General features: G+C 67.3%; 15 protein-coding genes and 1 tRNA gene. 8 read left to right on the plus strand and 8 right to left on the minus strand.

Annotation, left to right across the window (positions count from 1 at the left end; all coding sequences use genetic code 11):
* Positions 1–9: 9 nt before the first annotated feature.
* Positions 10–258 (minus strand): hypothetical protein, encoded by a 249-nt coding sequence (locus AB0J87_RS45430; RefSeq protein WP_363977277.1) that lies wholly within the window; start codon positions 256–258, stop codon positions 10–12.
* Positions 259–524: 266 nt separating this feature from the next.
* Between AB0J87_RS45430 and AB0J87_RS45435 the strand changes: the two genes are divergently transcribed.
* The gene (locus AB0J87_RS45435; protein ID WP_363977279.1) at positions 525–1,835 is read left to right on the plus strand and encodes a DUF2716 domain-containing protein; all 1,311 of its coding nucleotides are present in this window, start codon (positions 525–527) and stop codon (positions 1,833–1,835) included.
* Between the two features lie 185 nt (positions 1,836–2,020).
* Here AB0J87_RS45435 and AB0J87_RS45440 read toward each other — a convergent pair whose 3' ends face one another.
* Positions 2,021–2,209 carry a hypothetical protein gene (locus tag AB0J87_RS45440; protein ID WP_363977282.1) on the minus strand — a complete coding sequence of 63 codons (189 nt, stop codon included), beginning with the start codon at positions 2,207–2,209 and terminating at the stop codon, positions 2,021–2,023.
* 930 nt (positions 2,210–3,139) lie between these two features.
* Between AB0J87_RS45440 and AB0J87_RS45445 the strand changes: the two genes are divergently transcribed.
* Positions 3,140–3,583 (plus strand): tyrosine-type recombinase/integrase, encoded by a 444-nt coding sequence (locus AB0J87_RS45445; protein ID WP_363977285.1) that lies wholly within the window; start codon positions 3,140–3,142, stop codon positions 3,581–3,583.
* Between the two features lie 89 nt (positions 3,584–3,672).
* On the opposite strand, the gene AB0J87_RS45450 is transcribed toward AB0J87_RS45445, so the two are convergent.
* Both AB0J87_RS45450 and AB0J87_RS45455 read right to left on the minus strand, forming a co-directional pair.
* Positions 3,673–3,762, minus strand: a tRNA-Ser gene (locus tag AB0J87_RS45450).
* A 162-nt stretch (positions 3,763–3,924) separates the two neighbouring features.
* A complete protein-coding gene (locus AB0J87_RS45455; RefSeq protein ID WP_363977288.1) occupies positions 3,925–4,491 on the minus strand; it encodes a YceI family protein in 567 nt (188 codons plus the stop codon).
* A gap of 191 nt (positions 4,492–4,682) precedes the next feature.
* Here AB0J87_RS45455 and AB0J87_RS45460 point away from each other — a divergent pair, with 191 nt between their 5' ends.
* Positions 4,683–5,174, plus strand: coding sequence for a MarR family transcriptional regulator (locus AB0J87_RS45460; protein WP_363977291.1), 492 nt, complete (start codon positions 4,683–4,685; stop codon positions 5,172–5,174).
* 22 nt (positions 5,175–5,196) lie between these two features.
* Here AB0J87_RS45460 and AB0J87_RS45465 read toward each other — a convergent pair whose 3' ends face one another.
* Positions 5,197–5,706, minus strand: coding sequence for a SigE family RNA polymerase sigma factor (locus AB0J87_RS45465; RefSeq protein WP_350732510.1), 510 nt, complete (start codon positions 5,704–5,706; stop codon positions 5,197–5,199).
* A 216-nt stretch (positions 5,707–5,922) separates the two neighbouring features.
* Between AB0J87_RS45465 and AB0J87_RS45470 the strand changes: the two genes are divergently transcribed.
* On the plus strand, positions 5,923–6,867 hold the full coding sequence (locus tag AB0J87_RS45470; protein WP_350732508.1) for a hypothetical protein: 945 nt from the start codon (positions 5,923–5,925) through the stop codon (positions 6,865–6,867).
* A gap of 7 nt (positions 6,868–6,874) precedes the next feature.
* Positions 6,875–7,666: a MauE/DoxX family redox-associated membrane protein gene (locus tag AB0J87_RS45475; protein WP_363977295.1), complete on the plus strand. Its 792-nt coding sequence runs from the start codon at positions 6,875–6,877 to the stop codon at positions 7,664–7,666.
* 103 nt (positions 7,667–7,769) lie between these two features.
* On the opposite strand, the gene AB0J87_RS45480 is transcribed toward AB0J87_RS45475, so the two are convergent.
* Positions 7,770–8,951, minus strand: a complete 1,182-nt coding sequence (locus AB0J87_RS45480) for an ATP-binding protein (protein ID WP_350732505.1) — start codon at positions 8,949–8,951, stop codon at positions 7,770–7,772.
* Positions 8,952–9,214: 263 nt separating this feature from the next.
* Here AB0J87_RS45480 and AB0J87_RS45485 point away from each other — a divergent pair, with 263 nt between their 5' ends.
* From AB0J87_RS45485 to AB0J87_RS45495, 3 genes are read left to right on the plus strand one after another with little or no spacing between them, the layout of a single operon-like run.
* Complete coding sequence (locus AB0J87_RS45485; RefSeq protein ID WP_350732503.1) at positions 9,215–9,673, plus strand: MaoC family dehydratase; 459 nt, start codon at positions 9,215–9,217, stop codon at positions 9,671–9,673.
* 39 nt (positions 9,674–9,712) lie between these two features.
* Entirely contained in the window at positions 9,713–10,180 is a 468-nt protein-coding gene (locus AB0J87_RS45490; RefSeq protein WP_363977299.1) for a SigE family RNA polymerase sigma factor, read from the plus strand.
* The gene (locus AB0J87_RS45495; protein ID WP_363977302.1) at positions 10,177–11,364 is read left to right on the plus strand and encodes a hypothetical protein; all 1,188 of its coding nucleotides are present in this window, start codon (positions 10,177–10,179) and stop codon (positions 11,362–11,364) included. The genes AB0J87_RS45490 and AB0J87_RS45495 overlap by 4 nt, the downstream gene beginning before the upstream one ends.
* Here AB0J87_RS45495 and AB0J87_RS45500 read toward each other — a convergent pair.
* Entirely contained in the window at positions 11,336–12,892 is a 1,557-nt protein-coding gene (locus AB0J87_RS45500) for a radical SAM protein (RefSeq protein WP_363977305.1), read from the minus strand. The two genes, AB0J87_RS45495 and AB0J87_RS45500, sit on opposite strands and share 29 nt — an antisense overlap.
* The gene (locus tag AB0J87_RS45505; protein WP_363977308.1) at positions 12,889–13,620 is read right to left on the minus strand and encodes a prolipoprotein diacylglyceryl transferase family protein; all 732 of its coding nucleotides are present in this window, start codon (positions 13,618–13,620) and stop codon (positions 12,889–12,891) included. Before AB0J87_RS45505 ends, AB0J87_RS45500 begins: the two co-directional genes overlap by 4 nt.
* Position 13,621: the final 1 nt, after the last annotated feature.

Here is a 13,621-nt window from a genome sequence, read left to right on the forward strand (position 1 = left end):
ACTGGAGTACTAGGAGTAGAAGCCCCGCCCGTATTCCTCGCGAGACTTCGTGAAGTCATCGGGCCGCACCTCCCGGAGGTACTCGTAGCGCTCGGCGAACCTGTCGATAGCCTCATGGATCGTGTCACCGAACTGGTCCCGCATGATCATCAGGACCGGAAGGACACGTCCACGGACGATGTGATCATCAATGGCGCCCCAGAGATCTCCCACAAGAGCATCTTCCCGCACTATCAGCTTGGGAACTGTATCGATCACAGCTCAACGGGGGGCCGAGCAAGGCAAAAGCCGTTCCTGCGTGACCATGGCTTCCCCTTCGTCACCCCCTTCAATGGCCCGCTGATGACCCGGACGATCAAGCTGGCGCAAGCCGAAAGAGCAAGATCATTCCGCGCGTGTTCCGAATCTTGCCACTGCCGGTGTGCTGACGAATACGCAGAGCCATGTACGTACGAACGCACAAGGTCAGTTGGGATGATCAAGCCGTGGCACATGGTCGCCGAGACTGATCAGGGGTGGACTGCGTGAATGGAGTGGCTGAGGCGCTGCTGACTGCGTACGACAACCAGTTGCGGGGCCGGGTGCCGCAGGAGTTGCTGTGGGGAGCCATGATCGAGCGGGATGGACCACTGGTACGAACCCACTTCGGCACCCACGGGACCGTCGACCTCACCAGTCTCGTCTGCGAAGATCTGGCAGGGCTGATCCGCCGACAACAGGAGATCTTCGCCGCACGCTGCGAACCGATCGAGTGGAAAGTCCACTCCCACGACTCACCCCTGCTCCCTGAATCGCTGCGAGACGCAGGATTCATCCCGGGGCTGGAGCGGACCCTCTTGGCGGCCGATATCGCCGACATCCCGTCACCCGAAGTCCTGCGATCTGGCATGCGCATACGGCCCTATCTCCGTGGGGAACGAGAGCGGCTGCGTCGCATGGCCGCGGCCGCGCCAGAGCAGCGAAGGCCGCTTACGGAGTTGGAGGCCGACGGGACGGCCCGCGGAACAGGATCAGAGATGCAGATCCTGGTGTTGGAGTACGACGGGCGGATCCTGGACGCAATCTGGATCGAACGAGTGGCCGACACCGACTTCGCGGCCATCGGTGGAATCACCGGCCCACGCCCCGAACTGCTCCACGCCGCGGCCGCCTGGGCGGAATGGCGCGATATTCGGCACGTGTATCGGCCTCGGACGCCGCGTCACCTTACTGCCGAGGCGACCGGCGCCTTGATCCCTGCCTACCTCGCGGCGGGCTTCCATGAGATCGCCCGGGTGAGCACCTACCGCTGGGCGCCTGCTGGTGAACCGGCCCGGGAGCGCCCCGCGAAACAGCTTCTGTCCGATCCTGAGCATGACGAGATCTGGAAGCGGTTCGAGACCCGGTTCGAGGTGACCTACGAGACCGCCGATCGGGGTCTCGCCGAACCTCCGGCCTCCGCCACCTGGCACCTCGAGGCCGTCGACCGCCCGGACGACCCCCTGCTTGCCGAGGTAGAGGAGATCGTCGCGCGCGGATTACGTGCCAGCGCTCGGCCCGGCGACCGGCTCTACCGCCTCAAGTGGTACATCAGCGGCTCTCGCATCGACCCAACCCGCGTCGGCGGGCCGGGGCAACCCCCGTGGATGAGTTACGCCTATCTCATCGATGAACACGTCATCCAAGTCACTGAGGACCTCCGGATGGGCACGTTCGGCAACTGGCGGGAAGCGTCTTTATGTGTCTTCGGCGACGAACTTCTCGCCCACGTAGACGATGACCTCACTGGCCTTCTCGGCACCGTGCTGCGGCGCGGCGGGCGCCCCGTCGGCAACGTCTGGAGCTTTGGTCCCTGACGACATGCCACGTCGGCACGCCAGCCCTACGACCGACTGGCCGCTTATGGTTGCCCAACGGTCCGTTCCGCCCGGCAACATGGACGACGACTACAGCTACCCACTGGTCCTTTGGTACGACTGGAAGCCATGGATGGCGTATGAGGCGCCACCTCGCAAAATCTTCACCCGGAGCGGATCACCTCCTACCGCTTCATAGCTCGATAACATTTGAGGAGAGCCGTGATCTTGTCGTAGTCACGCGCGCCGTTCAACTCGTCGAGCAAATCGTCGGGGCATAACTCGTAGAGGTCGCCCCACCAGCGTCGCACCTTGTTGTCCCAGATCCGGTAGCCGCCGGGAACGCCTCTGGCGACGTAGCGCCTTCTGCCCATAGCTCGTCACCCTGCAATCCGCCGGTTCAGGGGTCAAGCTCGGCGATCAGCCACGTTAGTCGGTGAGCCAGGGTAAGGAACGAACCCTACCGTGTACGGCGACCAGCCATGCCGCGGCGATCGTAAGGGCTACTTGGGTGCGGCGGTGTGGCAACCCCGGCCGGTGCGTTCGGTCGGTACGGCGGGGGCGGCGTGCGGTGCCCGGCCCGGCGTCCCGCGCCGTCCGGGACCGGCCCCCAGGCCGCACGCCCGGACGGCGGGCGGGCGGGCGGAGGGCCGGGGAGTCGGTATCAAGCCGGACGGGTCACCTGATCGCCGCCACCGTAAGGGCAAGGCAGAGGCGGAGGTGACGCGCAAGGTCCGCGAGCTCGAAACCCAGCGAGAGTCAGGGCGCGTGAGCAAGGCGTGACGTGCTCCGACCGTTGCCGAATGGATGGCGGAGTTCCTCGATGTGATCTGCGAGCGCCTGGTTCTTTTCGAGAAATTGGTGCCGCGCACGCTGACGGACTACCGATCCAAGACGAGGAGTTGGATCGTGCCGCTCCTCGGCAAGCATCGCCTCGATCGGCTCGCCCCTGAGCACTTGGACACCGCCTATACCGCGATACTCGAAGAGGGCCTCTCCCCCAGCAGCGTTCTCAAGGTCCACCGCATCCTGTCTCGTGCCCTCACAATCGCAGTACGGCGGGGACGCCTCGCACGAAACGTAGCCACGTTGGTGGACGCGCCTTCCGTCCAGATCCAGCGGTCGGAGTGGCAGCACGGCTGCAACAATCCGCACGCCTGTGGAGAGAAGTGGCACCGCAAGGCGTGCCAGAAGAACTGCAAGGAGCACCGGCATGATCGCGACTGCAAGCCGGACTGCAAGAAGCGCTCGCACCGCTGCTTCAGGCGCCCATGCCTCAAGGACTGTACGAGTCACGCGGACAAGTGCCCGAAGCGCACCGGCGGCGGGCTGATCTTCGGCAACGCAAGGGCAAGAGCAAGCTCACCCTCCAGTACCCGCCGGCGCTTCTGGCCCTTCTACGAATCCACAAGAAGCTCCAGGCCGCCGAACGGCTCAAGGCTGGGGATAAGTGGACCGATCACGATCTGGTCTTCACAACGCAGCTCGGCGGCCCGATCGAGCGCACGGAGGACTGGAAGCAGTGGAAATCCATCCTCAAGCAGGCCGGCGTACGAGATGCCCGCGTTCACGACGCCCGCCACACCGCGGCAACCCTGCTCATCGAACAGGGCGTCCACATCCGAGTCGCACAGGAGATCCTCGGCCACACCCGTGTGACCACCACAGAGCGCTATACACACGTGGCCACGCTCCAGATGAAGGATGCCAGCAACCGCATGGACCAGGCCCTCTGGGGACAGCCCTGACGGGCAACTGCAACCCAAACTGCAACCCTGGTGCCCACAGAAGATCAAAAAGGCCCTCTCCCCGATCAAGGGAGAGGGCCTTCCGCCTGCGGAGGATCGGGGATTTGAACCCCGGATGGGCGGTAAACCCAAACCGCATTAGCAGTGCGGCGCCATAGACCTGACTAGGCGAATCCTCCTGGAAGCCTTCGCGGCTCAGGACAGCGTACCGGCCTTCTGGCGAGGCGGCAAAGTGATTGATCCCCGTCCTTCGCCAAGAGTTATCAACAGCCTGTGGGTAACTGCCTGTGGATGAAGCCCGCCCAGAGCGTGGACGGGCTTCGGGGCTGTGGATAACCGGGTTACGCGGCCGGGTTGGCCTCGCCCTCGATCTCAATCTTTACCTTCTTGCCCACCAGAACGCCGCCGGTCTCCAGGGCCTGGTTCCAGGTCAGGCCGAACTCCTCGCGGTCGAACTCCGTGGTGATCGAGAAGCCCCAGACCGGAGCGCCCCACGGGTTGGTGCCGGCGCCGCCGTACTCGACCGTGAGCTCGACCTCCTTGGTGACGTCGCGGACGGTCAGGTCGCCGGCGACGGTGAACTCGTCGCCCGAGTGGCCGACCACGCGGGTGCTCCTGAAGGTGATCGCCGGGAACTTCTCCGTGGCCAGGAAGTCGTCGCTGCGCAGGTGGCCGTCGCGGTCGGCGACCCCGGTGTCGATGCTGTCGGCCTGGATCGTGAGCTCGGCGGTCGACTCGAGCGGGTTCTCGGCGATCGTGACCGAGCCGCTGAAGGAGCCGAAGTGGCCACGGACCTTGCTGACCATCATGTGCTTGACCACGAAACCGATGCGGGTGTGAGCCACGTCCAAATTGTAGGTGCCGGCGGCGGGGATGGTCAGGGACTCCCAGGTGCGGGTGGTGGTCATCGGGGTTCTCCTCGATTGGGGGTTCGTTGCTGTGCGGATGTCTGCGGCAACAAATTTCTACACGAGGAATATTCCGCGCGTCAACTATCGTCGGTTACGCTATGAGGGTGATGAACTTTGACGACCACCGGCTGACGGCCGTTGGGCTTCTGACGGAGGTGCATGGGGGGCTACTGGCCAGGCTTCAGCCAGTGCTCGGCGGCGCGGGGTTGTCGGAGATTGATTTCGAGACCGTCCTCCGGCTGGGCCGCTCCCCGGGACAGCGGCTGCGGATGAGCGATCTGGCCGCGCAGACCGAGCTGTCGACGAGTGGGGTGACCAGGGTCGTCGATCGGCTGGAGCGGGAAGGACTGGTGACCCGGGAGGCGTGTCCCAGCGACCGCAGAGCCTCCTACGCCGTACTCACCGAGACCGGGCGGGCGCGGCTGGAGTCGGTGCTGCCGCAGCACGTGCAGGACATCGACGACTGGTTCACCGGGCTGCTGGGCGCGGAGGAGCTGGAGGCGTTCCTGGCCACGCTGCGGAAGATCAGGGACGTGGTACGGCCCTGCGCCACCGCAGGGGCAAGTGGGGCGACTGGGGCTCAGGCCGCGGCAGCGTGCGCGGAGATGGCCGCACAGCAGCCGGAAGAAGCCACGGCCCTGGCGCAAGCCGCCATGCGCGTGCAAGCCGAAGCCCCATGAGGCCGAGGTCGTAGATCGAAGGTCATGAGCCGTGCCCGTGCGATGGAAGGCCCAGCGCGTTCCTGAGCTTGGCCATCGCGCGCGACACCGTGCTCTTTACCGTGCCCACACTGATCCCCAGCGTCCTGGCGATCTCCGGCTCGGTCATGTCCTCGTAATACCGCAGCACGATCGCCGCCCGCATCCGCTCCGGCAGCTCCTCCAAAGCCTGTTCCAGCTGCTCGTGCACGTCCCCGTGCGGCTCCTCGGAGGTGCAGCACACCTCGGGCAGATCGTCCGAGGGGTACTCCTCCAGCCTGCGCCGCCGCCACTGCGAGATGTTGATGTTCACCATGGCCCGCCGCACGTACCCGTCGAGCGCCCCCCGGTCCTCGATACGGTCCCAGGCCAGGTACGTCTTGGTCAGCGCGTTCTGCAGCAGATCCTCCGCGTCCAGCGGGTGTCCGGTGAGCTGGTGGGCCGCGCGCAGCAGAGCAGGACCGCGCGCCCTCACGTACTCGCGGAACTCGTCTTCCCAACCGGTGGTCTGCATCGTGGCCAGAATCGCAGCCTGATGCTCTATTGAGCTTGAACCAGAATTCAGGTTTCGGCCCGCCGACGATAAAGGTAGGTCAAGGTCGGTGGCGGTTTGTTCGACGCCGGGTGTCATCTCACTTCCCCGGGGATGCGTATTTTGATCCCGTCTGCGCCGCTACGGTGTGAGCTACGCCCAAGTCGTGTGAATCTAGTACCGACGAGGGAGGGGCCGATGGGGTATCCGAGCGTTGAGCGCCGTCGGGTGCTCGCCGCGGCCGCGCTCGGTCGCGAATCCGGCGTTCCCGGTCCTGACCCGGACAATGGGGAGCCTTTACGCGCCGTCGCCGGCGAGATCAAGGACGTCAGCCCGCATCTGATCATCATCGAGACCCCCGACGGCGCCGAGGAGCGGCTCGTGATCGCCCCCTGGGCCACCGCCTGGCACGGGAAGGACGCCGCGCCCGCCGATCTCCCCGCGGGTTCCATGGTCGTCATGCGTACGCGTGACGGACGCGTGGTGGAGCGCATCTGGGCGGACACCACCCGCATCACCGGGACGATCCTGTCGATCAGCGGACGCAGGGACCTGACGGTCGAGCTCGACTGCGGCCCGCACCGGGGCCACCGTACGGTCGTCATCCCCTACCGGGCGTCGGGGCGACTGCAGGTGCGGCATCCCAAGTTCGAGCCCGGTTACCTGTTCGACGCGATCGGGATCAGGCAGAACGGGACGAGCCTGGCCATGTTGCCCGCGACCTCGCAGCCCCCTTACCCGGCCCGCGCGGTGCCCACCCCGCCGCCCGCGTACGCCGGGCTGCAGTCCCGCATCTCGGGCCCCGCCACCTGGTCGGACACGTTCGACGAGGAAGAGCGCGGCGCCGCGTACCCGATGCTGGAGCGCTCCGACACCGGCTGCCCCGACGCCGGCGTGTCGTGCACCGGGCTACCGTACCTCGCCGTCGGGTCGCTGCTCCAGGTCAGGAACCTGTGCTCGCAGCGGAACGCCAACGTTCCCGTGGTGGCGTGCGGGTGCGTGGCGGGGCGCTTCTGCGACCGCTGCGTCGAGTGCGACACGTCGCCGCGCGGGCGGGTCGTGGAGCTGTCGCCGTTCTCCTATGTGGAGCTCGGCGGCGACCTGGTCAAAGGCTGTTTCAACGCTCAGATCGGATTGGGGTGACGGGCACGTGTTCGAATCGCAGCTGCCGCTTCTGATCGCGGTGCTCCTCTTGGGCATGGTGGCCAAGTTGATCACCGTGCGCACGGGAGGCGAACCCGGCTCGCTGTCCAGGCTGGGGCCCGCCGTCCTGGTGCCGGGGCGGATGCAGGCCGTCGCGCTGCTGGTCTGCGCGGCGGGTGAGCTGTTCCTCGCCGTGGGGCTACTGGTCACGGCGCATCCGTTCTTCCGGTGGGGTACGGTCGCCTTCTTCGCCCTGTCCACGTACGTACTGCTGGAGCTGCGCAGACGCCGGCCGGACGCCGGCTGCGGCTGCTTCGGTGAGGTGAGCTCGGCGCCGGTCGGACTGCGTTCGGTCGGCCGGACGGTCGCGCTGACCGGGATGGCCGGGTTGTCGGTGTGGGCACCGGTGCCGGGGTGGGTGGCCGTGGTCCACCCGCAGTGGCTGACGGTCGCGGGCGTGGCCGTGCTCGCGCTCCTCTCCCCGGAGATCGAGGAGCTGATCGACCGCGTACGGTTCCGCGCCCCCTGCGAGCAGCGCCGCGGCCCCGCCGAGTCGGTCACGCTGGCCAGGCTCAGGTCGAGCGGCACCTGGCGGGCCCACGCGGGCGAGCTGACCTCGGCCGAGCCGTACGACAACTGGCGCGAGCTGTGCTGGCGCTTCTACGCCTTCCGCAACCACGACGCGGACGACGTGGTCTTCGCCGTCTACCTCAGCGGTCGGCGCCCGGCGGTGCGGATGGCCGTGGTCAGCGCGGCGGGCAACGGGACTCTGCCGGAATATACGCCAGTATCGGCCTGACACTAGAAAGCATTAGATTCCGCTCGACAGGCATGGCGATATAGCTCTATTGGGCTGTCTAGCTTCCCCACTAGACAGCCCAATAGAGGTCTAGGGGCGTCGCTCAGATCGGCTGAGCGCGCAGGAACTTCCCGAAGTGCGGCACCGTGAACGCGATCAGGCCGCGCTCGGCGCTGTAGATGAGCCCTTTCTTGATGAGGCTGTCACGGGCGGGTGAGAGGCTGGACGGCTTTCGCCCGAGGGCGTCGGCCACCTCCGCGGTGGCGACCGGCTCGTCGCCGATCTGCGCCATGGCGTGCATGTAGTCGCGTTCGGCCGGGGTGGCCCGCTCGTAGCGGCTGCCGAAGAACCCGACCGCGAGCTCCTCCTCGGCCTCCGGCGCGGAGACCTTGACGTCTTCGATGGTGATCGGGCTGCGCGGCGCCAGGTCCCAGGCGACCTTGCCGTACGCCTGCACGAAGTAGGGATAACCGTCGGCCGCCTCGTAGAGGGCGTCGAGGGCCTCCTGGGTGAACTCCACCTCTTCCTCCCGCGCCGGCAGGATCAGCGCCATATCGGCCGCCTCGCGGTCGAGCTTGTCGATGCGCGCGTAGCGGAAGAGCCGCTCGGAGTAGCTCTTGCTGGCCGACAGCACGCTCGGCAGGTGCGGCAGCCCGGCCCCCACCACGATCAGCGGCCCGCCCGTCTGGGACAGCTCGTGGCAGGCGGCGCAGAGCGCGGAGACGTCCGCGGCCGGGACGTCCTGCATCTCGTCGATGAAGAGCGCGATGCCCACGGCCAGGTCGGTGGCCACGCTCGCGGCGTCGACGAACAGCTCGGTGAGGTCGATCTCCAGGTCGCCGGAGTCGGCGCGCCCGCGGCTGGCAGGCACCTCGATGCCGGGCGACCAGTGCGAGGTGCCCTTGGCCGCCGCCGGATCGCGCATCGCGAACGCCTTGAGCACGCCGAGGAACTCCTCGATGCGCTCGGGGGCGCGGTGGCGCGGCGCCAGCTCCCGGATGGCCATGTGCAGCGCGGCCGCCACGGGGCGCCGGATCGACTGGTCGGGCCGGGCCTCGATCTTGCCCGTGCCCCACAGCCGCTGCATGGCCATGGACTTGAACGTGTTGAGCAGGACGGTCTTACCGACCCCTCGCAGGCCGGTGACGACCATGCTGCGCTCGGGACGGCCGCGGGCCACCCGCTCCAGCACGACCTCGAACTGCTGCAGCTCTCGGTCGCGCCCGGCGAGCTCCGGCGGACGCTGGCCGGCTCCGGGGGCGTAGGGGTTTCGCACAGGGTCCACGCTCTCGGACTTTATTGCCGGATATAGCGGCCGTCTTAGATTTGGGAAGAAAGTGCTACGGCGTGTCCGAGCAGGGGCGGTCGCGAGCACCGTCATCGGACACACCCCCTCTCACCAGGCCGAACCCTTGTTCGATTGCGGTACACAGAACTGTAGCGCGGACTCGAACACCTATGCGATGGTTTCGAGTAAAGATCTTCGCAACAGGTCGCGGTGGCGCCGAACTTGGCACCCGTCCCGCCTGCGCAATAGCGTTCGGATCCATGCGGACCTTCGCGAATGTTCAGGAGCTCAAGGCGGCCGTCGGCGAGAAGTTCGGCCCGACCGAGTGGCGCACCGTCACCCAGGACCAGGTCAACCTCTTCGCCGACGCCACCGACGACCACCAGTGGATCCACGTCGACGTGGAGCGGGCCAAGGAGGGGCCGTTCGGTGCCACGATCGCCCACGGCTACCTGAGCCTGTCGCTGCTGCCGTCGTTCATGTTCTCGATGGTCAAGGTCGAGGGCATCGCCATGGGCGTCAACTACGGCCTCAACAAGGTCCGCTTCCCCCGGCCGATCCTGGTCGGCGCCCGGATCAGGGCCGTGGGCGAGCTGACGGACGTGAAGGGCACCCCCGCCGGCTACCTGTCCAACCTGAAGATGACGATCGAGATCGAGGGCGAGAAGCGGCCCGCCTGCATCGCCGAGACGCTGAGCCTGTACGTTCCCGCCGAGTAGGTTTGCAACAGAAGCGCGTCCCGTGTGATCCCTGGGTTCGTGGAGGATTTCGACGAGTTCGTCCGAGCCCGGGGCGACGCGCTGCTCCGGTACGGCTTCGTGCTGGCCGGAAATTCCGAGGACGCGGCCGATCTCGTACAGGAGGCCCTGGCCCGGCTGGGTGACGCCTGGCCCCGCGTGCGCAAGAAGCACGACCCTGAGGGGTATGTCCGCACGACCATGGTCAGGCTCCACATCAGGTCGTGGCGCCGGCGGCGCCGGGAGGACCTGGTGGCCACCGTCCCCGAACGCGGCGAACTCGATCGGTACGGCGACGCCGACCTCTGGGCCGAGCTCCAGGAACTGCCCCGCAAGCAGCGGGCCGTACTCGTGCTCCGGTACTACGAGGACCTCTCGGACGTAGAGATCGCCGAGATCCTCGGCGTCTCCCGCGGAACCGTGCGCAGCCAGGCGGCCCGCGCCCTGGACAAGCTCCGGATCACGCGAGTGCTGCAGGAGGCGCGATGAACGGGGCTTCGGGAAGGCGTGGTGACGCGGTGCGGGACGAGCGCGACCTGGTCCGGACCCTGCGGGCGGCCGCCGTCCAGGTCGAAGGCCAAGATCTGGCGGGCGGCGTGGCCCACCGGCGCCGCGCCCGGCGTACCAGGAAGCGCGTGCGGGTGGTGCTCGCCGCCGCGGCGGTGGTGGCGGTCGTGGCGGGTACGGCGGCGGTCGTCTCACGTATGGACGGTCGCCGCGAGCCTGTGACCCCTTCGCAAGGGGTCAGATCGGTCACCGAGGTGTGGCCGCGAGCCATCGTCAAAGTGCCGGCCAAGAACGCCCTGGGCTTGACCACGGAACCAGTGACCAGTCTGAGCGCGACCGAGGTGCTGCTGGCCGCGGTATCCGCATCAGGGAAGTCGACTGTGCGGCTGGAGGCGTACGACTCGACCACGAAGACCACGCGCGTCCTCGGCGACGTCCCGGCTCCGCGTAAGGAGTATCACCTGGCGAAGATAGCGGTGAGCGCGCAGTACATCGCCTGGTTCGGTGGGACCTGGAATGGGGGCAAATGGTCAGATTTCTGGATCATGCCCCGTGCAGGGGGCACGGCCAGGCGGGTGGGCGAGGTCGCGGCGAACGTCGCTGCGATCGGCATCGTGGGCGACTCCCTCGTGTGGTCGCCGGCGGAAGGCGGCGTCTACCGCATGCCGATCACCGGCGGGACGCCTGCGCGGATGCCACGCACCGACGGCCTCCATCTGACCTCCTGGCCCTGGGCGGCCCGGAAGGTCGGCGACAAGCGGAAAATGAACGAGAACCGGCTCGTCAACCTGGAGACCGGCCAGGCCGTCGACGTGCCGCTGCCGCGCGATGTGAGCTTCATGCGGTGCCATCCACAATGGTGTGTCGGTGTGGAGGGCAGGCGCGTGATCGTGCAGCGTGTGGACGGCTCCCAACGGCGGACTCTGCCTCCTGAGCTGCTTCCGTGGAGACAGGACTCGCTCATCGGCGACCGGTACGCCCTTTTCGTGCTGCGCGGCGGAACGGACACCGTCGTGCTCTACGACCTGTCCACCGGGACAATGGGCCGCCTCGGTCCCTGGGCGAAAGGTCCGGGAAGATCCTCTTCGCCCTCCGACACGCCCTTCTGGGACACCGGCACAGGAGGCGGACAAGAGTTCACTGTGGTGAACCTGGCTGCTCGATGAGTACCGGCTCGAAGGGCGCGCGCGGCCGGGCCGCCACCGCCGACAGGCGCTGGCGGGAGAGCTGGGGCCAGGCCTGGACGGCGCAGAACGGCGCGCACTGGTCCTGCTCGGCCCGCGTCCCCACGTGCACGCAGCACTGCGCGAGCCGTTCCTCGATCATGGTCGAGATGTCCATGAACGGCTTGATCGTGATCCGGACCACCCGCTCCCCCAGCATCCTGCGCAGCTTCTTCCGCCTGACGGTCAGGGCGAGCAGCGTGGAGATGCCCAGGTCGCAGTTCTCGCTGATGGTCCGCCACAGGTCGCCGATCTGCGGGTGCGACAGTGACGACTGCTCCGACAGCAGGCCGAGCAGCGACTCCTGTACGGCCAGGCGCAGCTCGCGCGGCAGCTCGGTGTCGGCGATGCGGTTGGAGACCAGGCCCAGGTTCTGCTTGAGGCGGTCGTGGCCGATCAGCGCGGTGAGCGAGCGCCACCTTCTCGAGTCGTCGCGCAGGAGGTAGCCGACCGAGCAGCAATGGGGGTGGGAGCAGGGCAGGGCAGTCAGGTCGCGCCAGGTCACGAGGCCGTCGGTCTGCGGGCCGAGGCGCTTGAGCACGCCGGTGTGGGTGAGCCGGTCCATGGGGTCGATGGCGCCCGACCTGCCGGACCCGAACTGGGGCTGGATCGACACGCCTCCCACGTACGGCGTGTCGAGGGCGAGGCGTACGACGTCGCCGATCTCACCGTCGTTGACGCCCAGCGCGACGGTCATGACGAGGGTCGTGAAGATCTCCCGCTCGGACAGCCTGCTCACGGCCTGAGCCTTGATGCGCGTCAGGTCGCCGCCCCGGTGGTGCTTCGAGGCCTCGGCCGACGGGCCGTCGTACTGGAGGTAGACCTCCACCCGATCCCTGTGCTCGGTGAGCAGGTCGAGGAGGGAGTCGTCCCTGGCGACGAGGACGCCGTTGGTGTTGATCAGGATGCGGGTGACGGGACGCTGTTCGAGCTCGGTGAGGAGGATCTTGAGCTCGGGATGGAGCGTGGGCTCGCCGCCGCTCAGCATGAGGACGTCGAGCTTGCCGTTCTCCCTTTCGAGGCGCTGGTCGACGTTCGCGAGGATGTCCTGGACGGGGACAATGCCGGTCAGGTCGGGGGAGCTGTCGGCGAAGCAGGTGGGGCAGCGGAGGTTGCAGGCTTCGGCGATGTCCTCAAGGAGAATGCAGGTGTGCTGGGTCTGCATTTCGGGGAGGCCGTGGAGGTAGGCGGAAGGGATGGGGAGGAAGTTCCCGGAAATATCGGGTACGTGCTGCTTGGTCGGAGCGGTCCACTCTTCGAGATATTTCAGGATTTCTGGGTCTTCGTCGTACAACGTCTTGATTAGGCCGTGTTCGCGGCAGCCGCGCTCCAGCCAGATCCTGCCGTCGCGTTCAGCCAGATAGCCGCTCAGCCGCTCGACCTTGTCGAGGTCCTGGCCGTGGCAGTGGGGGCAGAACGCATTGACGTACCTGTGGATGCGGTCGCCCCGCAAACCCATACCTGCACTCATGCCATGACCCTTCGCTCGAACAGGGGATCGTAATAGCCGCGCCGCCAGCCGTACCCGAGCCTGAGGGCGAGCAGCAGCAGGCTCGGGACGAGGAACCACTGGGGCCTGGTCAGGTCGAGCCAGACCGTCTCGTTCGCCCTGGTGAACTCGACGAGGAAGCGGAAGACGGCGTACGCGGCGACGTAGAGCGTGAACAGCTCGCCCGGCCGAGTGAGCCGCTTGCGCGCCCATTGGAGCGCGGCGAAGGCGGCGAGCTGGAAGATGATCTCGTAGAGGAACGACGGGTGCATGGCCTGCCCAGTGAGACACCCGGGGCACTCGGGAGTGGTCGGGGGCGCGTGCACTCCCCATGGCAGCTCGGTCGGCCTGCCCGGCGCCTCGGTCAGATGGCATCCGATCCGGCCGACCGCCATGCCCAGCGCGACGGCCGGGGCGAACAGATCTCCCGTCCGCTCCTTGTAGCCGATGATCTTCTTGGCCAGCAGCACGCCCACGTACGCGCCGGTCAGGCCGCCGAGGATGCTGCGGGAGCCGTACAGCCAGAGGTCCTTGAGATCCAGCGTCTCCAGCCAGCCCGCCAGCCGCATCCCGATGGCTCCCCCGACCAGCGCGCCGGCGACGGCGGTCAGCGACTGCTCGTTGAGCGCGCCCCTCCGCCGCGCCTCCCGTACGAAGACGACGGAGGCCACGAGCACGCCCAGGCCGACGAATATCTCGTGGTAGGGCATG

The organism is Nonomuraea sp. NPDC049625, assembly GCF_040675285.1.
Classification (GTDB): Bacteria; Actinomycetota; Actinomycetes; order Streptosporangiales; family Streptosporangiaceae; genus Nonomuraea; species Nonomuraea angiospora_A.